This window comes from Actinomycetospora endophytica, from assembly GCF_021026375.1.
In the GTDB taxonomy this organism is placed as follows: domain Bacteria; phylum Actinomycetota; class Actinomycetes; order Mycobacteriales; family Pseudonocardiaceae; genus Actinomycetospora; species Actinomycetospora endophytica.
Genome location: NZ_JAJNDB010000006.1, coordinates 1 through 20318 on the forward strand (window position 1 = coordinate 1; position 20318 = coordinate 20318).

Consider the following 20318-nt stretch of genomic DNA (forward strand, 5'->3'; position numbering starts at 1 on the left):
ACTCTCCAACAAAAAACATTAGAGAAACGAATTTCCCTGACCATACTCAAAGAAACCCCAACCAAAGCTGGGGCCAGAACACACAAAACGTCAGCACACTGTTGAGTTCTCAAAGGACGACCACACGAACTGCCAACCACCAACATCAGGCGGCCGCACCATCCGGTGCCATCAGACGCTCACCCTACCAGAACCAACCGGAGGGCAACCGCTCCAACCTATCCCGCCGCCCCGGCCGGGAGCAACCCCTTTGCCCTGGCGACATGGAGAACACTACAGGGCCGGTGTGGGGGCCTTCCGAGGGGGGTACTGGTTGGGGCGTCGTCGCAGGTCGGGCCGCGTTTCCGGCCCGACCCGCGCCCGACATCAGCCCGTCACGAGCTCGACGCCCGCCGTCGTCCGCTTTCCGCGGCGTACCACGAGCCAGCGGCCGTGGAGGAGGTCGGCGTCCGCCGGCGTCCAGTCCTCGGTCTCGACCTTCGCGTTGTTCACGTAGGCGCCGCCTTCGGCGATGGTCCGCCGCGCGGCGCCCCGCCCGGTGGCGAGGCCGGTCCCGACGAGCAGGTCCACGATCGTCGGCTGGTCGGTGCGGGAGAGCGAGGTCGACGGCACCTCGGCGAGGGCCGCCGCGAGGGTGTCGGCGTCGAGCTCGCGCAGCTCCCCCCGACCGAAGAGCGCCTGGCTGGCCGCCTCGACCCGCCCGACCTCGTCCTCGCCGTGGACCAGGGCCGTCACCGACCGGGCCAGCGCCCGCTGGGCCGCCCGGGCCTGCGGCCGCTCGACGGTGGCCTGCTCCAGCTCCTCGATCTCGGAGTGGGACAGCCAGGTGAACGCCCGGAGGTACTCCCCGACCTTCGCGTCCTCGGCGTTGATCCAGAACTGGTAGAAGGCGTACGGGCTCGTCAGCGAGGCGTCGAGCCAGACCGTGCCGCCCTCGGTCTTGCCGAACTTCGAGCCGTCGGCCTTCGTGATCAGCGGGGTGCCGAGGGCGTGGGCGGTCCGGCCCTCCACGCGGTGGATCAGGTCGATGCCCGCGGTCAGGTTGCCCCACTGGTCGCTGCCGCCGGTCTGGAGCGTGCACCCGTAGCGGCGGTAGAGCTCGAGGAAGTCCAGCGACTGCAGGATCTGGTACGAGAACTCGGCGTAGCTGATGCCCTCGTCGGACTCCATCCGCCGGCTCACGGCCTCCTTGGCGAGCATGCGCCCGACGCGGAAGTGCTTGCCGTACTCCCGCAGGAAGTCCAGCGCCGAGATGTCCTCGGTCCAGTCCAGGTTGTTCACCAGCAGCGCCGCGTGCTCCCCGGTGAAGTCCAGGAACGGCCGGAGCTGCGCGCCGATCTTGTCGACCCAGTCGGCGACCACCTCGCGGTCGTTCAGGGTGCGCTCGGACGTCGGCTTCGGGTCGCCGATGAGGCCGGTGGCGCCACCGACGAGGGCGATCGGCCGGTGGCCCGCCTGTTGGAACCGGGCTAGGGTCAGCCACTGCAGCAGATGCCCGATGTGCGCGCTGGGCGCGGTCGGGTCGATGCCGGAATAGAGGGTGACCGGTCCGGCGTCGAGGTCGCGGCGCAGAGCGTCGAGGTCGGTGCTCTGGGCGAGGAGACCACGCCAGGCGAGGTCGTCGAGGATGTGCGGTGCGGTCACCGGCCCATTGTGTCGTGCTGTCCGGGCGGACAGCAGCCGCGCTACCAGTCGGGCCCGTCGGCGCGTGCCCGGCCGGCCTTGTACGGCGTGACGGCACGCGAGCCCGCCACCCACAGCCGCCAGGGCCGCTGCTGGCCGGCGGCGACACCGACGCGGGGGCCGGTGCGGACGTCGTCGTCGGGGACCCGCTCACCCGGCTCGAGGCGCACCGGCGACGCCGGGTCGACCACGTCGACGCCGTTCTGCTCCCGGCCCAGCCCCAGCAGCGAGCAGAGCCGGGCCGGCCCGCGCGCCAGCTCGGCGTCCTTGCCCCGGGCGGTCGGGCGTCGTACGTGCGCGATCCCGGGGTCGGAGAGCACCTCCCCCGCCCGGAGCAGCACCGCACCGGCCCGGCCCTCGTCGAGGGCGACGATGTTCGCGCAGAAGTGCATGCCGTAGACGAAGTACACGTACAGGTGGCCGGCCTCGCCCCACATCACCGCGTTGCGCGGGGTGCGGCCGCGGTAGCAGTGGGACGCGGGGTCGTCCTGTCCCCGGTAGGCCTCCACCTCGACGAGGCGCACCCGGACCTCGCCGTCGTCGGTGTCGGCGACGAGCTCGGACCCCAGGAGCACCCGCGCGGCCTCGAGCGGGTCGACGGCCAGCGTGGCGCGGTCCACGAGCGTGGCGGTCACCGGCGGTCGATCGGGACCGCCGCCCACCCGCGGGCCTCGATGGTGGCGCCGACGATCCGGTCGTACTGCTCGGCGACCCGCTTGGGCGCGGTCCCGCCGTGCGCGTCCCGTGAGGCGATCGAGCCCTCGACGGTGAGCACCGAGCGGACGTCCGGGGTGAGCGCCGGGTCGCACGTGCTCAGTTCGGAGTCGGTGAGCTCGTCGAGCCCGACGTCCCGGGTCTCCGCGGCCCGGACGCACGCCCCGGCGGCCTCGTGGGCCCGGCGGAACGGGACGCCCTGCCGGACGAGCCACTCCGCGATGTCGGTGGCCAGCGTGAACCCGGCCGGCGCGAGGGCTGCGAGCCGGTCGGTGTGGATCGTGAGGGTGCGGATCATCCCGGCCATCGCGGGCAGCACCATCGACAGCTGGGCGACGGAGTCGAACAGCGGCTCCTTGTCCTCCTGCAGGTCCCGGTTGTAGGCCAGCGGCAGCGCCTTGAGCGTCGTCATCAGCCCGGCGAGGTTCCCGACGAGGCGGCCGGCCTTCCCGCGGGCGAGCTCGGCGACGTCCGGGTTCTTCTTCTGCGGCATGATCGACGACCCGGTGGACCAGGAGTCGTGCAGCGTCACGTACCCGAACTCCGCGGTGGCCCAGAGGATCAGCTCCTCGGCGATGCGCGAGAGGTCGACCGCCACCATCGCGAACACGAACGCGCCCTCGGCGGCGAGATCACGCGACGCGGTGCCGTCGATCGAGTTGTCGACGGCGTCGCGGAAGCCGAGGTCGCGCGCCACCGCACCGGGGTCGAGGCCGAGCGAGGTGCCCGCGAGCGCGCCCGACCCGTAAGGAGAGAGCTCCAGACGCCGGTCGAGGTCCCGGCAGCGCTCCAGGTCGCGAAGCAGCGCCTGGGCGTGGGCCCCGAGGTGGTGGGCGAGCAGCACCGGCTGCGCGTGCTGCAGGTGGGTGCGCCCCGGCATGACCGCGTCCGGGTGCGCCCGGCCCTGCCCCACGAGCGCGTCCACGACGTCGCACACGCCGCGGGTCAGATCGCGCAGCCGGTCGCGCAGCCACATCCGCAGCTGCGTCGCGATCTGGTCGTTGCGCGACCGGCCGGCCCGCAGCTTGCCGCCCAGGTCCGGCCCGACCCGCTCGATCAGCCCGCGCTCGAGCGCCGTGTGGACGTCCTCGTCGTCCTCGGCGGCCACGAAGGCGCCGGAGGCGACGTCGTTCGCGAGCCGCGCGAGCCCGTCGAGCATCCCGGCGAGCTCGTCGTCGTCGAGCAGGCCCGCCCCGTGCAGCACGCGGGCGTGCGCGCGGGAGCCGGCGATGTCGTACGGCGCGAGCACCCAGTCGAACTGGGTGGACTTCGACAGCGCCGCCATCACGGCGTCCGGGCCCGAGGCGAAGCGTCCGCCCCAGAGCGCCGCGCTCGCGGGTCCCGCGCCCGGTGAGCTCACCGCTGCTCCTCCTCCTGCTGGTCCGGGGTCGTCCTGGTCGGCCGGGTGCCCAACGTGCTCAGCAGCTCCGCGAGCCCGGCTCCGTCGAGCGGCTCCCGGGCGACGACGAGCACGGTGTCGTCGCCCGCGATGGTCCCGACCACCTCGGCGAGCGACGCCCGGTCGAGCGCGCTGGCGAGGTAGTGCGCGCCGCCCGGCGGGGTCCGCAGGACGGCCAGGTTGCCGGAGTGGTCGGCCGACACCAGCAGCTCCGCGAGCAGCCGGGCCAGTCTGTCGGTGCCGCCGGTGACCCCGCGCACCGGGCTGCCGTCGTCCGGGACGACGTACCGGCCCGCGCCGCCGTCGGCGCCGCGCAGCTTGACGGCGCCGAGCTCGTCGAGATCCCGCGAGAGGGTCGCCTGGGTGACCTCGACGCCCTCGCGGGCGAGCATCCCGGCGAGCTCGGTCTGGCTGTGCACCGCCTGGGTGCTGATCAGCGTCACGATGCGCGCCTGCCGGGAGGCCCGGCTCGGCGCCGGCCGCAGCCGCTCGAGCCGTTCGCGGACCGCCGCCCGGTCCTCCGGGCTGACCTCGACCGGCTCCTCGTCGCCCGGTGCCTCGGCCGCGGCTCCCTCGACCCGACTCATCGACCGAGGAGCCAGGTGAGGACGGCCTTCTGGGCGTGCAGCCGGTTCTCGGCCTCGTCCCACACCGCCGAGGCCGGGCCGTCGATGACGTCGGCGCTGATCTCGTCGCCGCGGTGCGCGGGCAGGCAGTGCAGGACGGTCGCCCCCGGCGTCGCATGACCGACCAGGTCGGCGTCGATGCGGTACGGCAGGAACGGGGCGGTCCGGTCCAGGCCGTCCTCCTCCTGCCCCATTGACGTCCAGGTGTCGGTGACGAGGACGTCCGCGTCCGTGACGGCCGCCGCCGCGTCGGCGCGGCCGTCCCCGTCGAGCACCGTGGCCGACCCTCCGGTCTCGACAGCGCGGCGCTGCGCGGCCTCGAGCACGGCCGGTTCGGGGCGGAAGCCGTCGGGCGAGGCGACGCGGACGTGCATGCCCGCGGTCACCCCGCCCAGCAGCAGCGAGTGCGCCATGTTGTTCGCGCCGTCGCCGAGGTAGGTCATCGTCAGCCCGGCGGTGCGGCCGTGGCGCTCGACGACGGTCTGCAGGTCGGCGAGGACCTGGCACGGGTGGAAGCCGTCGGTGAGGGCGTTGATCACCGGGACCGACGCGTACTCCGCCATCTCCTCGATGCGGGCGTCGGGACCGGTGCGCCAGACGATCGCGTCGACGTATCGCGACAGGACGCGGGCGGTGTCGGCGATGGTCTCGCCGCGCCCGAGCTGGGCGGCCCGCCCGTCGATGATCACAGGCGTGCCGCCGAGCGCCGCGATGCCGACCTCGAAGGACACCCGGGTCCGTGTGGAGGGCTTGTCGAAGATCACGGCCACCGCTCGCGGGCCCGCGAGCGGGCGCAGCGCGAACGGATCGGTCTTCATCGTCGCGGCGAGCTCGAGGATCTCCGTCTGCTCGGCCGGGGTGAGGTCGTCGTCGCGGAGCAGGTGACGGCGGGGGCGGCTCGCCACGGCCGGCCCAGGGCCGCCGGACACACCGGCCACGGCGCTCACGACGCGGCTCCGGCCTCGGCGCCGCTCGAGAGCACCGCGGGCAGGTCGGCGAGGAAGCCGTCGACCTGGGCATCGGTGACGACAGCGGGCGGAGCCAGCCGCAGCCGGCCGGGGGTGGGCCCGTTGACGAGGTAGCCGGACTCGCGGGCCGCGTCCGTGACGGGACCCGAGACGTCCGCGGTGAGCGCGACCCCGATCAGCAGGCCCGCGGCGTCGACGTGGTCGACCAGCGGGTGGTCCAGGCCCTCGATCCGGGTGCTGAGGTCCTTGCCGAGCGCGTCCGCGCGGTCGAGGAGACCGTCGCGGGCGATGGTGTCCAGGACGGCGAGCGCCGCGGCGCAGCAGACGGGGTTGCCCCCGAAGGTGGTGCCGTGCGCGCCGGGACCGAGCAGGTCGGCGGCCGGCCCGAGCCCGATGCAGGCCCCGAGCGGCAGCCCGCCGCCGAGCCCCTTCGCCAGGGTGACGACGTCCGGGACGATGCCCGCCCGCTGGTGGGCGAACCACACCCCGGTGCGCCCGATGCCGGTCTGCACCTCGTCGATCACCAGCAGCGCCCCGTGCCCGGACGTGATCTCGCGGGCGGCCTGCAGGTAGCCCTCGGGCGGGATGATCACCCCGGACTCACCCTGGATCGGCTCGAGGACCACCGCGGCGGTCTCGTCGTCGACGGCGGCCCGGAGCGCCTCGGCGTCGCCGTACGGCACGAACTCGACCCCGGGCGGCATCGGCTCGAACGGCTCCCGTTTCGCGGGCTGGCCGGTGAGGGCGAGCGCCCCCATGGTCCGGCCGTGGAAGCCCCCGACGGTCGACACGATCTTCAGTCGGCCGGTGCGCCGCGCGATCTTGAAGGCCGCCTCGTTGGCTTCGGCGCCGGAGTTGCACATCAGCACCCGGCCGTCGGGCGCCCCGAGCAGGGCCAGCAGGCGCTCACCCAGCTCGACGGTGAGCGGGTTGATCACCAGGTTCGAGGTGTGCCCGAGCGTCGCGACCTGGGTCGAGACCGCCTCGACGACCGCCGGGTGGGCGTGGCCGAGGAGGTTGACGGCGATGCCGCCGAGCAGGTCGAGGTACTCCCGGCCGTCCGCGTCCCAGACCCGGGCCCCGTCGCCGCGCACGAGGCTGACCGGCGGGGTGCCGTAGTTGCCCATCATGGTGCTCGACCAGCGGCGGCGGAGGTCCTCACCGGTCGGTGTCGCTGTGGTCATGCGGGGGACCTCCTTCGTCTCCGGACGGGGCGGGGACGACCATCGTCCCGACGCCCTTGCTGGTGAAGACCTCGAGCAGCACCGAGTGCGCCACGCGGCCGTCGATCACGTGCGCCCGCGGGACCCCGCCGTCGACGGCCCGCAGGCACGCCTCCATCTTGGGGATCATGCCGCTGGCCAGGCCGGGGAGGAGCTCGGCGAGCTCGTCGGCGCCGATCTCGGTGCGCAGGCTGGAGCGGTCCGGCCAGTCGGTGTAGAGGCCCTCGACGTCCGTGAGGACGACGAGCTTGCGGGCCCCCAGGGCCACGGCGAGCGCGCCGGCCGCGGTGTCCGCGTTGACGTTGTGCACCACGCCGTCCGCGTCCGGGGCCACCGTGGAGATCACCGGGATGCGGCCGCCGGCCACGAGGTCGAGGACCGCCGCGGGGTTCACCTCGACCACGTCGCCGACCAGGCCGACGTCGACGTCCTCCCCCTCGACCCGCGCCGTGCGGCGGGCCGCGGTGAACAGGCGGGCGTCCTCGCCGGACATCCCGACCGCCAGCGGGCCGTGCGCGTTGATCAGCCCGACGAGCTCCCGGCCGACCTGGCCGACGAGGACCATCCGGACGACGTCCATCGTCTCCGGCGTGGTGACCCGCAGCCCGCCGCGGAACTCGCCGGGCATGTCGAGCCGCTCGAGCATGGACGTGATCTGCGGGCCACCGCCGTGGACGACGACGGGGCGGATCCCGGCGAGCCGGAGGAAGACCATGTCCTCGGCGAAGGCCCGGCGCAGGTCGTCGTCGACCATCGCGTTGCCGCCGTACTTGACGACGACGACGGCGTTCTGGAACTCCCGCAGCCACGGCAGGGCCTCGGCGAGGACGGCGGCCTTGGCCTGGGCCTCCTCGTGCGAGGTGGCGGCCTCTCCGACGGCGGTGCCGGTCATGTCGAGTACGCGCTGTTCTCTTCGACATAGGCGTGCGACAGGTCGGTGGTCAGCACCGTCGCGGTGCCCGCGCCGAGGCCGAGGTCGACCTCGACGGTGATCTCCGGCCCGGACAGGTCGGCCTTCGAGCGGTCGCCCACCGCGGCCGCGGCGGCACACAGCAGGACACCGTTGACGGTCACCGAGAGGCTCGCCGGGTCGACGCGCGCCTCGCTCGCCCCGACCGACGCGGCGATCCGGCCCCAGTTCGGGTCGGAGCCGAAGAGGGCGGTCTTGACGAGGCTGTCGCGGACGACGGCCCGGGCGCCGAGAAGGGCGTCGGCGTCGGAGTCGGCCCCGGTGACGGTGACCGCGATGCGCTTGGTGACGCCCTCGGCGTCGGCCTGCAGGCCGCGGGCGAGGTCGGCGCAGACCGTCCGCAGCGACTCGGTGAACTCGGCCTCGCCCGGGGTGACTCCCGAGGCGCCGGAGGCCAGGAGCAGCACGGTGTCGTTGGTGCTGGTGGAGCCGTCGATGTCCAGCCGGTCGAAGGTGACCGCGGTGGCCGCCCGCAGCGCGCGGTCCGCGACGCCCGCGTCGAGGACCGCGTCGGTGGTGACGACGACGAGCATCGTCGCGAGGCTGGGAGCCATCATTCCGGCCCCCTTGGCGAACCCCCCGACGGTCCAGGAGCCGTCGGCCGCGCCGTGCCGGGCCTGCTTGTCGACGGTGTCGGTGGTCAGCACCGCGGTGGCCGCCCGGGTCCCCGCCTCCGGACCGGCGCCGAGCGCCGCCGCGGCGTCGTCGACCCCGGCGAGCAGCGAGTCGATCGGCAGGCGCTCGCCGATGAGCCCGGTGGAGCACACCGCGACCTCGATCGCGCCGCACCCGAGCACCTCGGCCGTCCGCTCGGCGGTGTGGTGGGTGTCGGCGAAACCGTCGGGCCCGGTGCAGGCGTTGGCGCCGCCGGAGTTCAGCACCACGGCGCGCAGCGACTGCTCGCGCAGGACCTGCTGGGACCACAGCACCGGCGCGGCCTTGACCTGGTTCCGCGTGAAGACCCCGGCCGCCGTCGTCGAGGGGCCGTCGTTGACGACGAGGGCGAGATCGGGACGGTCGCCGTGGGCGCGCAGCCCCGCGCGGACGCCCGCGGCGCGGAAGCCGGCGGCGGCGGTGACGCTCACGGGGCGAGCCCGGCCGTCGGGAGCCCGAGGGACTCGTCGAGCCCCAGCGCGATGTTCACGGACTGGAACGCGCCGCCCGCGGTGCCCTTGGTCAGGTTGTCGATGACCGCGGTGGCCACGAGGCGGCCCGCGTCGACGTCCACCTCGACCTGCACCTGCGCCGTGTTCGCGCCGACGACGTTCTTGGTGGCCGGCTGGACGCCCTCGGGCAGCAGGTGCACGAACGGTTCCTCGGAGTAGGTCTTGGCGTAGGCCTCCCGGGCCTGCGCGGCGTCGACCCCGGGCGCCGCCAGCGGGGCGCTGACGACCGCCAGGATGCCGCGGGGCATCGGGGCGAGGACCGGCGTGAAGGACACCTTCACCGGGCCGGCGCCGAGCCCGGAGAGGTTCTGGATGATCTCGGGGGTGTGCCGGTGCGCACCGCCGACCCCGTAGGCCGTCGCCGAGCCCATGACCTCGGAGCCGAGCAGGTGCGGCTTCGCCGCCCGTCCCGCGCCGGAGGTGCCGGAGAACGCCACGACGCTCACCTCCGGCTCGACCAGCCCGGAGGCGACCGCGGGGATCGCCGCGAGCGTCGCCGTCGTCGGGTAGCAGCCCGGGACCGCGATCCGGCGCGACCCGACGAGGGCCTCACGCGCCCCGGGGATCTCCGGGAGCCCGTACGGCCACGGCGCCGTGAAGAAGCCGCCGTACCAGCGGTCCCACGCCGCCGGGTCCCGCAGCCGGTGGTCCGCGCCGCAGTCGACGACCAGCACGTCCTCCGGCAGCTCGGAGGCGAGCTCGGCCGAGCGCCCGTGCGGCAGCGCGAGGAACACGACGTCGTGTCCCGCGAGCGCCGCCGCCGAGGTGGCCTCGATCGGGCGATCGGCCAGGGTGGTGAGGTGCGGCTGGTGGGCACCCAGCAGACTGCCTGCCGAGTCCCCCGCCGTCAGCGCGCCGACCTCCATCTCGGGATGGCCGAGCGCGAGCCGCAGGAGCTCACCTCCGACGTAGCCGCTTGCCCCGGCCACCGCGATCCGCATGCGTATGACTATGCACGATCACGGAAGATCATGCAACGCTCGTCACGTCGGCGCCCCCGAGGTCACCGCTCCAGGAAGTCGTGCCGCCCCGGTCTGAGCCAGGTGAGGGCGGGCTGGTCGCCGGTGACCGCGCGGTCCGGGCGCGCCGCCACCGGAACGGCGACCGGGGCCGACACCGGGAACGACGGGTGCGGCTCCCGCAGCGTCGGCTGGTCCACCTCCACCCCGGCGGCGACGAACGGCACGGGCGCCGGATCCGAGGATGCGGCGTGGCTGACACTGGACGTCTGCGGCGCCGCATCGCTGACGGGAGCCGGCCGCACGGCACCGACCTCCACGTCGGCGTCACCCCGGCGCGGCGCGGGCACCACGGCGCCCGCCGCCACCGGGTCGCGGCCGAGCAGCGCCGAGCCCACCCAGTCGAGCACGATGCGCGCCTTGCGCTCGGCCGTCGGCATCGCCCACAGGTGGTAGGCGCGGTGCAGCGCGTAGGCGGGCCAGCCCATCAGCCGCAGGCCGCGGATCTCGGCCACGCCGCGCCGGCGGCCGAGACCGGCCACCACGCCGGCCGAGGAGTGCTCGTAGGGCTGCAGCGGCCGCCCGCCGAGATAGGCGACGACGTTGTCGGCCAGGACCCGGGCCTGCCGGACCGCGTGCTGGGCGGTCGGCGCGGTGAGCACCTTCGGGTCCTCGTCGGCCAGGGTGGCGCCGCGCGCGAGGTCGGGCACCGCGGCGCCGTCACCGGCGGCGAAGGCGTGCGGCCGGCCGATGACCTGCAGCATCGCCGTGCAGCGGACCTTGCCGGTGCGCTCGAGGGGCAGGTCGGTCCGCTCGAGCAGCGGGTGGGGGCGGGTACCCGCGGCGACGATCACGGTGTCGGCCGGGATCGCGGTGCCGTCGGCGAGCCGGATCTCGCCGTCGAGCGCGGAGACGAGGCCCGCGCCGACGCGGACCTCGATGCCGCGGCGGGTGAGCTTGCCGTGCACGCGCGCCGCGGTCGGCTCGGTGACCTCGGGCATGATCCGCTTGGCCGCTTCCACGAGCACCCAGCGCATCTCGGCCGGGTCGACCCCGACCTGGCGCCCGGCCCGGCGCGTGAGGTCCTCGAGCTCGCCGAGCGCCTCGACACCCGCGAAGCCGCCACCGACCACCACGAACGTGAGCAGCCGCGCACGGCGGGCCGCCTCGACCGCCGTCATGGGTGAGATCGACGCGGCGGCGTCGAGGCGGGAGAGCACGTGGTCGCGCAGCGCGGCGGCGTCGCCGACCGAGCGGAAGCCCAGGGCGCGCTCGGCCAGGCCCGGCACCGGCAGTTCGCGACCGATCGCCCCGGGGGCGACGACGAGGACGTCGTACCCGACCTCCCGCGACGTGCCGTCGGGCAGGTGGACGACGGCGCGCCGACGCACGTCGTCGACGGCCACGACCGAGCCGGTGACGACGTCGCAGCGGTCGAGCACCCGGCGCAGCGAGACCGTGAGGTGCCGCGGCGCGATCGAGCCGCCGGCGGCCTCGGGCAGGAACGGCTGGTAGGTCATGTGCGGCTGTGGGTCGACGACGGTCACCGAGCCGATCGGCACCGCCGCCCGGGAGCGCCCGGGCCGGCTGCCGCGGTGCCTGCCGTCGCCGGCGATGCCGAGGCGGGCCTGCAGGGCGCGGGCCGCGACGAGCCCGACGTAGCCGCCGCCGACGACGAGGACGCGGGCACCGGGCACGAAGTCGCCGGTGTCGGGGGCGGCGTCCGGGGACGCGCGGAACAGCGCCGTGCCGGCGAGCACGGCCGTACCGAGGCCGAGGGCGACGGCGGCCACGCCGAGGGCGATCCAGACGCCGACGACACCGCCGACCCAGAGGACGACGGCGAGGACGGGGAACGTGAGGACGCCGAGGACCGCCAGCAGCCGGGCCGCCGTGCGGGGCCTCGGGCCGGTCGGGGACCACTGGTACTGCTCATCGGGACGAGTCATGGCGAGGGGGAGCTGCCTCTCCGGACCGGGTGTTGGGGAGCGGCCCCGCCGCCGGGTCGGGGGTCCGGCGGCGAGGTCGGACGGCAACGCTAGGGAGTCGCGCGCTCGCGCAGGGCCAACATGAGAACCCCGGCACCACGGATGCCGCCCGACGCCGCGATCAGGGCGCCCAACTGCAGCGAGATCGTCCGATCGGACCAGCGGACTCCGGTGCCCACGAACCCCGCTCTCAGGAAGCGCCGTCCACCCACTCCGGCCCGCCGTCGGAGGCGAGCAACGCCTCACGGAGGTCACCCTTGAGGACCTTTCCCGCCGCCGACATGGGCAGTGCGTCGACCGTGTAGATCCGGCGCAGGCGCTCGTAGGGGCGGACGGCACCGTTCACCGCGGCGGCCAGGTCGCCCACCGCACCGTCGGGAGCGTCGGGCACGAGGACGACGGCGGCGGCGGGCAGCTCGCCGACGGCGTCGTCGGGGATCCCGACGACGGCGGCGGTCCGGACCTCCGGACGGTGCGCCAGGAGCTCCTCGAGCTCGCGCGGGAACACGTTGTAGCCCTTGTAGAGCAGCATGTCCTTGGCCCGGTCGACCACCGCGAGGAACCCGTCGTCGCCGAGGATCCCGATGTCCCCGGTGCGCAGCCAGCCGTCGACGAGTCCGGCGGCGGTCTCGTCCGGTCGCTCGTGGTAGCGCTGCATCACCTGCGGGCCGCGGGCCCAGATCTCGCCGCGCTCCCCCACGGCGACCGGCTCGTCGCCGGGCCGGCCGGTCTCCACGGGCAGCAGCACGATCTCGGTGTTCGCGACCGGCACGCCGACCGTCCCGACCCGGCGCGGCGCCGACCGCTCCGAGGGCGAGATGGACAGGCCCATGGTCGCCTCGGTGAGGCCGTACCCCTCGACGACGACCGCCTCCGGCATCAGCGCGGCGATCTTCTCGGCCTGCGCGACGGCCATCGGGCTCGCCCCCGAGGTCACCGTGCGCACCGAGCCCAGGTCGCGCGTCGAGGCGTCCGGGTGGGCGAGCAGCGCGTGGTACATCGCGGGCGCCCCGGACAGCGTCGTCGCCCGGTGCCGTTCGACGTCGGCGAGGTAGGCGGCCGGGTCGAAGCGGTCCTGGACCACGGCGGTCGCGCCGGTGACCAGGCCGATCGTGAGGCCGTTGGTCCCCATCGCGTGGAACCACGGGGCCACGGCGAGCGAGACCGCCTCCCCCAGCCGGACCGGGTGCTCCTCGGGCGGGGACGTCTGCTCGACGGTGACCCCACCCTCGACGTCCGGGACCGCCACCGCCCCCGCCGACGAGGCGACGTACTGCAGCACGTTGGCGACGACGTTGGCGTGGGTCAGCTCGACGCCCTTGGACCGCCCCGTCGTGCCCCCGGTGTAGGCCAGGTGCGCGAGGGCGACGGCGGGGTCGAGGTCGAGCCACGGCGGCGTGGTGTGCTCGGCCACGGGCAGGTCCAGATGCCGCCCGTCGGTGGTGATCACGTTCTCCAGCGACGGGTCCAGGCTCACGACGGCGACCGCGCCCGCGTCGGCGAGCTGCGCGTCCAGCAGGTCGCGGGGCAGCGCCGGGCTGGCGAGCGCGACGGTGGCCCCTGCCAGCAGGATCCCGTGGTAGGCGATCGGCCAGGCGAGGCGGTTCGGCAGGTGGAGGGCGACGACGTCGCCCGGCCGGATGCCCCGCTCGACGAGCGCGTGCGCGACGCCGCACGCCTCCTCCCACAGCTGCCGGTAGGTGACGACGTCGTCGTGGTGCACCAGGGCGGCCCGGTCGCCGTACCGCCGGGCCGCGCCGTCGAGCAGCGCCCCGACGGGGACCACCGGGATCTCGATGCTGCGGGGGGACGTCACCGCGGAGGTCTCCCGTGCCGTGGAGGTCATGACCCGGGAGTCTGCTCCCTGATCGTCGGCCCACGCATGATCAGCCGGCGAAGAGATCCCGCTCGACCCGCCGGTTCCTGCCGCTGCCCGCCCACTTCCAGCACCCGACGACGCGGCCGTCACGCACGATCGTCGGGCGGAAGACGCCGTTGCCGCCGGGCACGATCCGGTCCGCGTGCGCGGGGTCGAGAACCTCGGCACGCTCGCCGTAGCCGAGCACGAACTCGTCGAACCCGGGCAGCAGGAGCTCCGCTCCCGGGTCCGCGGCGTCGGCGAGCCGGTCCGGCGTCGTCGGGTCGAGGAACATCCCGTCGTCGTCGGTGACGAGGTGCTCCCGCGCGCCGTCGAGCGCGGTCCGGACGTCGGCGGCCGGCAGCCCGGTCCAGCGCGCGAAGTCCTGCCGCCGGGCCGGTCCGTGGCCGGTGAAGTAGATGCGGGCCCACTCGGCCAGCGCCTCGTCGCGGTCGAGCCGGCGGGGTTCGGGGACCCACTCGTCGAGCAGCACGAGCGCCTGCTCCTTCGCGCCGGCGAACGGCCCGTACGCCAGCACCCCGTGCATCGCGAGCACCGAGATCGTGTGCGTGACGTGCGAGGACTCGAGGGCGAGCCCGGCGTCGGCCCAGCGCTGCGCGAGCTCACCCCGCGTCAGGCGCCCGCCCCCGGCCAGGGCCTCCCGGGCCACCTCGCCCGCACGGTCGACGGCCTCGTCGGCCAGCCCGAACTGCGTGCGGCGCTTCGCCGCCTCGGCGAGCGGCCGGGCCGTCGCGAGCGGGAGCATCCACGCCAGGTCGCGCGCCGGGACGACGTGCAGCGTCCGGCGCATCGGCCACGACCGGACGACGAGGCCGTCGTCGAACGCCTGCCGGACCTCGCCGGCGTCCCCGGACGCGGTCCGCAGCGCGATCGACTCCAGCACGCCGGGCAGGTCCTGGCCCTGCGCCGCGCCCAGCACCGCGACGGCGTCGGCCGGCGTCGCGCAGCGCGGGCCGACCAGGCGGAGGGCGGCGAGGCGGCGCAGCCCCACGGAGTCGGTGTTCACGCCCGAATCGTCGCAGGGTGTCGGGGCGGACTGGCAGCATCTCGGCACATGACCTACTGCGTCGCGGACTACCTGGCGGACCGGCTCGCCGAGGTGGGCGTCGAGCACGTGTTCGGGGTGCCGGGCGACTACAACCTCGCGATGCTCGACCACGTGGTCGGTCACGAGGCGCTGACCTGGGTGGGCTGCGCGAACGAGCTCGACGCGGGATACGCCGCCGACGGGTACGGCCGGTTGCGCGGGATGGCGGCGCTGGCGACGGCGTTCGGGGTGGGCGAGCTGTCCGCGATCAACGCGATGGCCGGGAGCTTCGCCGAGCACGTCCCGGTCGTGCACGTCGTCGGGGCCCCGTCGACCGACCACCAGTCCGCGCACCGGGTCGTGCACCACTCGCTGGGCGACGGCGTGTTCACCCACTTCATGACGATGCACGAGGGCATCACCTGTGCCCGCGCGGCGCTGACGGCCGACACCGCCCGCGCGGAGATCGACCGGGTGCTCGTCGAGGTCCGGGACCGGCACCTGCCCGGCTACCTGCTCATCCCCACCGACGTCTCCGCCGCCCCTGCCGACCCGCCGTCGGGACCCCTGCCCGCCCCGGTCGACACCACCGACCCGGAGGCGCTCGCCGGGTTCGTCGACGCCGCCCGGGCGCTGCTGGAGAAGGCCGGGTCGGTCGACCACGTCGCGCTGCTGGCCGGGCTGCTGACCCACCGCGTCGGCGGCCGCGAGGTCCTCCGCGAGCTGCTGGGGGCCGGGCCGGTACCGCACGCGACGACGGTCTGGGCGAAGAGCCTCGTCGACGAGAGCGTGAACCACTTCGTCGGGACGTACGCGGGCGGCGCGAGCGCCGAGGAGGTCCGCACCACCATCGAGGACGCGGCGGCACTGATCGTCGCGGGTGTCCAGTTCACCGACCTGACCAGCGGGTTCTTCACCCAGCGCATCACCCGGCCGCGGACGGTCGAGCTGGGCCCGCGGACGGCGAGCGTCGGGGCGGCCACGTTCTCGCCCGTCGAGCTGCCCACCGCGCTCGGCGCGCTGATCCCGCTGGTGCGCGAGCTCGCCGGCCGGGCCCCGGCGACCCCGCGGGAGCCCACCCCGGCCGCGCCGCTGCCCGCCACGGACGCCTCCGAGCCGCTGAGCCAGGACGCGCTCTGGGCGGAGGTCGCGGGCTTCCTGCGCGAGGGCGACCTGGTGCTCGCCGACCAGGGCACGTCCTTCTACGGCGCCTCCACGCACCGGCTGCCGAGCGGGGTGACCTTCATCGGGCAGCCGCTGTGGGCCTCGATCGGCTACACGCTCCCGGCGACGCTCGGGGCCTGCCTGGCCCAGCCCGACTCGCGCGGGATCCTGCTCATCGGCGACGGCGCCGCGCAGCTGACGGTCGCCGAGCTCGGGACGATCGTCCGGGAAGGCCTCGCACCGCTGGTCGTCGTGGTCGACAACGACGGCTACACCGTCGAGCGCGCCATCCACGGGCCCGCCGAGCCCTACAACGACATCACCCGCTGGGACTGGACGGCGGTCCCCGCGATGTTCGCGCCGGCGGGCGGGGCCCGGGCCTGCCGCGCGGAGACGGTGGGCGAGCTGCGCGCGGCGCTGACCGCGGCGCGCGAGGATCCGTCGACGCTTGCCGTGGTCCAGGCGGTCGTCCCGCGCGACGACGTCCCGCAGCTGCTCGCGGACCTGACGAAGGCCCTCGGTCAGGCCAACTCGGGTCAGGGCAGCTCGAAGGCCTGAGCCAGCCACGCGACGGCGAGCCGGTCGACCCGGGCGGCGTGGGCGGTCTGCGGCGCGGGGTCGACGCCCGGCTCCTCGGCGAGGGCGTGACCCATGCCCTCGATCACGTGCAGGTCGGCGACCGCACCGCCGGCGACGAGCGCCTCGCGCAGCCGCTGTGCGGGATGGAGGAACGCCTCGGCGTCGTCGGCGCCCACGATGAAGCGCACCGGCAGGCGGCCGAGCTCCCCGGACCGGGCCACGAGATCCATCCGGTCGGCCACCGGCTCGGACTCGGGCGTCCAGTGGTACTCCATCCCGAAGAAGCTCGAGAGCTGCGCGACGATCGGTCGCAGCTGCAGGAGCGGGCTGATCAGGACGCCCGCGCGCGCCTCGACCACCTTCTCGACGACGGCCGCGCCGGCGATCCCCGCCCCGGCCGATCCGCCGACGACGGCGACCGGTCCGTCACCGACCCCGTGCTCCGCGCGCACCGCGTCGAGCAGGGCGGGCAGCTCGGCGACGGCCTGGGCGTTGACCGCGCCGTGCAGGTTGAGGACCGGTTCCTCCCGACCGAGCCGCATGATCTCCTCGAAGCCGGGCGAGCGCGCGCCGCACAGTGGGAGACCGGGGTAGAGCCGCCAGGCGTCGAGCCCTTCCAGCGGAAGGGCGGCGGCGAAGGCGCGTTCGGTGCGTGGCGCGTCCATGAGGTGCCAGGCGACCACCAGGGGCGCGTCCGGACGAGGCCTGGCCGGCGGGCGCAGCACGTAGGGCACGCCGGCGGCGGTGCCGGTGACGGCGTCGGGAGCGAGGGACATCGCGTCCTCCTGGTCTCGAGCATCGAATTGGACGCTGTACAGCTTAGCTGGACAGCGTACAGTTCGGAAGCATGCGGGCTCCGGGACAGCGTGCAGGACTCGACCGGGATGCGGTGGTGACGGCGGCCCGGGCCGTGCTCGACGAGGGGTCGGCGCTGTCGATGCGCGCGGTCGCCGGGCGTCTGGGGGTGGCGCCGAACGCCCTCTACAGCCATGTCGATGGCCGGGACGGGCTGCTCGACGCCGTGCTCGACGACCTGCTGGGCGCGCTCCCGCTCCCCGCCGGGGACACCGACCCGACGGCGGGGCTCACCGAGCTCATGACCGCGACCCACGAGCTGCTGCTCGCCCACCCGGGCCTGGTGCCGCACTTCGTGGCCCGCCAGGGGTCACGGGGACCGAACGCGCAGCGTCTCGGCGAGGCGATGCGGGTCCTGCTCACCCGGGGCGGGGTGGCCGACCGCGGGGCGCAGGACTCCGCGATCCGGGTGCTGGTGGTGCACGCGATCGGGGACGCGGCGGTGGCGGCGTCCGCCGACGGCTCCGGCCCGATCGAGCCCGACCGACTCCGGGCCTCCTACGCGACCGGGCTGCGGTGGCTGCTCACCGGTGCGCTGTCGCGCTCGTGAGCAGTAATTGACGCTCGGGCGTCAATTACTGCTCACGAGCGCGGAGCGCACCTATCGCAGCACCGCCCCGTGCCGCTCCCCCGCCAGCGCCACCGCCGCGTCGCGCGCGACCGACGCCTCCTCGACGATGAGCGTCCGGTCCGGCGCGCGGAACCGCAGCGCGAACGCCAGCGAGCGCCGGCCCTCCCCGACCTGCGCGCCGCTGTAGACGTCGAACAGCCGGACGTCCTCGAGCAGCTCCCCGCCGCCGTCGGTCAGCGCGGCCTGCACCGCCGCCACGGGTGCCTCGACCGGGACGACCAGCGCGACGTCGAGCAGCACCGGCGGGAACGCCGACACCTCGGGCCGGGCGAGCACCTCGGTGACCGGCAGCCGGTCGAGCTCCAGCTCCACCGCGCACGTCCGCGCCGGCAGTCCCAGCTCCTCGAGCACCTTCGGGTGCAGCTCGCCCGCGTGCCCGACCAGGACGTCGCCGACGTGCAGCGCCGCGCACCGGCCGGGGTGCCACGGGGCGTGCCGGTCGGCGGTGACGGTGAGCTCGGCGCCGTAGACGGCGGCCACCGTGCGGGCGGCGTCGATGGCGTCGGCCCAGGTGGCCGGACGGCCCTCGCCCCACCAGCCCGGGCGCTCCCACGCCCCGGTCAGCACGGCGCCGACCCGCAGCGGCTGCGCCGGGAGCGGGCCGAGCAGCGCGGCGATCTGCGCGTCGGTGGGCCGGGACTCCACGCCGACCTCGGGCGCCGGGCCGGGCGTGCCGTCGGGACGGGCGACCTGGCCGACGTGGAAGAGCGCGAGGTCGCGCAGCCCGCGCGACACGTTGCGCACCACGGCGTCGAGCAGCCCGGGCAGCAGCGTCGTCGCCACCAGCGAGCGGTCGGCGTCGAGCGGGTTGGCGAGCCGGACGGCGGACCGGCGCGGGTCGTCGTCGTCCAGGCCGAACGCGTCGAGCACCGTCGGCGCCATGAACGGCGAGGGCAGGACCTCCTGATACCCGGCGTCGGCGAGGGCGCGCGACACCTGCCGGCGACGACGCTGCGCGAGCGTCAGACCGGTGCCCGCCGCGGCGGCGGGAAGCTGCGACGGGATCGACTCGTAGCCCTCGAGACGCAGCACCTCCTCGACGAGGTCCGCCGGCCGCGTGAGGTCGGGACGCCACGTCGGGGGCGACACGGACACGCCGTCGGACTCGACGTCCACCGCGCATCCCACCTGCACCAGGCGCCGGACGCTCGCCCCGCGCGGATAGGTGACCCCGGCGACGCGGTCGGGCAGGTCGAGCGCCATCCGGATGGGCGGCGCCGCCGGGTCGGTCCCCGCCGCGAACGGCCCGGCGTCGGTGACGCCGGACTCGACGGTCGCGCCGCCGTAGCGCTCGAGCAGGGCCGCGGCGAGGTCGGTCGCCGCGCGGGCCACGGCCGGGTCGACGGCCCGCTCGAAGCGGCGTGCGGCCTCGCTGGGCAGCTTGTGACGGCGGGCGGCGCGGGCGACCGAGGCCGGGTCCCAGGTGGCGGCCTCGAGCAGGACGTCGGCGGTCGCGTGGGTGACCTCGGTCGATGCGCCGCCCATCACGCCGGCGAGCCCGATCGGCCCGGACTCGTCGCAGACGGCGACGTCGTCGGGGTCGAGCGCGCGGCTCACGTCGTCGAGCGTCGTCAGCTTCTCGTCGGTGCGGGCGCGGCGGACGACGACGTCGCCGGTGACCCGGGCCGCGTCGTAGGCGTGCATCGGCTGGCCGAGCTCGAGCATCACGTAGTTGGTGACGTCGACGGCGAGCGAGATCGGGCGGATGCCGGCGAGCAGGATGCGGCGGCGCATCCACCACGGGGTCGGCGCCGTCGGGTCGAGCCCGGTGACGCGGCGGGCGACGAAGCGGCGACAGCCGGAGTCCGGCTCGACGCGCACCGGCCAACCGTCCCCGGTGGCCGCCGGGAGGCCCTGGTCGATCGCGGCCGGATCCCCGTACGCCGCGTCGTAGGCGCACGCGAGCTCGCGCCCCATACCGCGGACCGACAGCGCGTAGCCGCGGTCGGGGTTCACGGCGATGTCGAGCACCGCGTCGGGGGCCTCCGGGTCGAGGCCCAGGAGCCCGACGGCGTCGTCCCCCGGCTCCGCGGTCCCCGGGGGCAGCACGAGGATGCCGCTGTGGTCCTCGCCGAGGCCGAGCTCGTCGAGCGCGCAGAGCATCCCGTCGGAGGTCCGGCCGTACGTCTTGCGGGCGGCGATCCCGAACCCGCCGGGCAGCGTCGTCCCGGGCAGGGCCGCGACGACGAGGTCCCCGACGGCGAAGTTGGTCGCGCCGCAGACGACGCCCTGCGGCTGATCGGCATCCGAGCCCCGCGTCCCCACGTCGACCCGGCAGAACCGGATCGGCTTCTTGAACTCGGCCAGCTCCTCGATCTCGAGCACGCGGCCGATGACCAGCGGGCCGCTCACCGGCTCCACCGGCTCGACGTCCTCGACCTCGAACCCGACGCGGATCAGCGCCTCGGCGAGGGCATCCGCGGACTGGTCGCCTGCGCTGTCGGCGAGGGCGACGGGCTCGACGAGCCAGGAGGCGGGGACGCGCAC

Annotated in this window: 16 protein-coding genes; 2 read left to right on the forward strand and 14 right to left on the reverse strand. The window is 75.1% G+C overall.

Annotated elements, in window-relative coordinates; genetic code table 11:
* Positions 1-366: 366 nt before the first annotated feature.
* The 12 genes from tyrS to LQ327_RS23760 form a co-directional block, all read right to left on the reverse strand.
* On the reverse strand, positions 367-1644 hold the full coding sequence (tyrS, locus tag LQ327_RS23705) for a tyrosine--tRNA ligase (protein ID WP_230738253.1): 1278 nt from the start codon (positions 1642-1644) through the stop codon (positions 367-369).
* A gap of 41 nt (positions 1645-1685) precedes the next feature.
* On the reverse strand, positions 1686-2318 hold the full coding sequence (locus LQ327_RS23710) for a DNA-3-methyladenine glycosylase (protein ID WP_230738254.1): 633 nt from the start codon (positions 2316-2318) through the stop codon (positions 1686-1688).
* Entirely contained in the window at positions 2315-3757 is a 1443-nt protein-coding gene (argH, locus tag LQ327_RS23715) for an argininosuccinate lyase (protein ID WP_308286363.1), read from the reverse strand. Before argH ends, LQ327_RS23710 begins: the two co-directional genes overlap by 4 nt.
* On the reverse strand, positions 3754-4383 hold the full coding sequence (locus tag LQ327_RS23720; protein WP_230738255.1) for an arginine repressor: 630 nt from the start codon (positions 4381-4383) through the stop codon (positions 3754-3756). Before LQ327_RS23720 ends, argH begins: the two co-directional genes overlap by 4 nt.
* Entirely contained in the window at positions 4380-5369 is a 990-nt protein-coding gene (gene argF / locus LQ327_RS23725) for an ornithine carbamoyltransferase (protein WP_230738256.1), read from the reverse strand. Before argF ends, LQ327_RS23720 begins: the two co-directional genes overlap by 4 nt.
* The gene (locus LQ327_RS23730) at positions 5366-6574 is read right to left on the reverse strand and encodes an acetylornithine transaminase (protein ID WP_230738257.1); all 1209 of its coding nucleotides are present in this window, start codon (positions 6572-6574) and stop codon (positions 5366-5368) included. The genes argF and LQ327_RS23730 overlap by 4 nt, the downstream gene beginning before the upstream one ends.
* Positions 6549-7505 carry an acetylglutamate kinase gene (argB, locus tag LQ327_RS23735; RefSeq protein WP_230738258.1) on the reverse strand — a complete coding sequence of 319 codons (957 nt, stop codon included), beginning with the start codon at positions 7503-7505 and terminating at the stop codon, positions 6549-6551. Before argB ends, LQ327_RS23730 begins: the two co-directional genes overlap by 26 nt.
* Entirely contained in the window at positions 7502-8668 is a 1167-nt protein-coding gene (argJ, locus tag LQ327_RS23740; protein ID WP_230738259.1) for a bifunctional glutamate N-acetyltransferase/amino-acid acetyltransferase ArgJ, read from the reverse strand. Before argJ ends, argB begins: the two co-directional genes overlap by 4 nt.
* Positions 8665-9696, reverse strand: coding sequence for an N-acetyl-gamma-glutamyl-phosphate reductase (gene argC / locus LQ327_RS23745; RefSeq protein ID WP_230738751.1), 1032 nt, complete (start codon positions 9694-9696; stop codon positions 8665-8667). The genes argJ and argC overlap by 4 nt, the downstream gene beginning before the upstream one ends.
* A gap of 56 nt (positions 9697-9752) precedes the next feature.
* Positions 9753-11657, reverse strand: coding sequence for an NAD(P)/FAD-dependent oxidoreductase (locus LQ327_RS23750; protein ID WP_230738260.1), 1905 nt, complete (start codon positions 11655-11657; stop codon positions 9753-9755).
* A 229-nt stretch (positions 11658-11886) separates the two neighbouring features.
* The gene (locus tag LQ327_RS23755) at positions 11887-13542 is read right to left on the reverse strand and encodes a class I adenylate-forming enzyme family protein (RefSeq protein ID WP_230738261.1); all 1656 of its coding nucleotides are present in this window, start codon (positions 13540-13542) and stop codon (positions 11887-11889) included.
* Between the two features lie 40 nt (positions 13543-13582).
* The gene (locus tag LQ327_RS23760; RefSeq protein WP_230738262.1) at positions 13583-14581 is read right to left on the reverse strand and encodes a winged helix DNA-binding domain-containing protein; all 999 of its coding nucleotides are present in this window, start codon (positions 14579-14581) and stop codon (positions 13583-13585) included.
* A gap of 48 nt (positions 14582-14629) precedes the next feature.
* Between LQ327_RS23760 and LQ327_RS23765 the strand changes: the two genes are divergently transcribed.
* Complete coding sequence (locus LQ327_RS23765) at positions 14630-16324, forward strand: alpha-keto acid decarboxylase family protein (RefSeq protein WP_230738263.1); 1695 nt, start codon at positions 14630-14632, stop codon at positions 16322-16324.
* Here LQ327_RS23765 and LQ327_RS23770 read toward each other — a convergent pair.
* Entirely contained in the window at positions 16303-17121 is an 819-nt protein-coding gene (locus LQ327_RS23770) for an alpha/beta hydrolase family protein (RefSeq protein WP_230738264.1), read from the reverse strand. The genes LQ327_RS23765 and LQ327_RS23770 overlap by 22 nt on opposite strands.
* Before the next feature lie 71 nt (positions 17122-17192).
* On the opposite strand from LQ327_RS23770, the gene LQ327_RS23775 reads away from it, so the two are divergent.
* Positions 17193-17750 (forward strand): TetR/AcrR family transcriptional regulator, encoded by a 558-nt coding sequence (locus LQ327_RS23775; RefSeq protein ID WP_230738265.1) that lies wholly within the window; start codon positions 17193-17195, stop codon positions 17748-17750.
* A 51-nt stretch (positions 17751-17801) separates the two neighbouring features.
* Here the strand turns inward: LQ327_RS23775 and pheT are convergent, their stop codons facing one another.
* Complete coding sequence (gene pheT / locus LQ327_RS23780; RefSeq protein ID WP_230738266.1) at positions 17802-20318, reverse strand: phenylalanine--tRNA ligase subunit beta; 2517 nt, start codon at positions 20316-20318, stop codon at positions 17802-17804.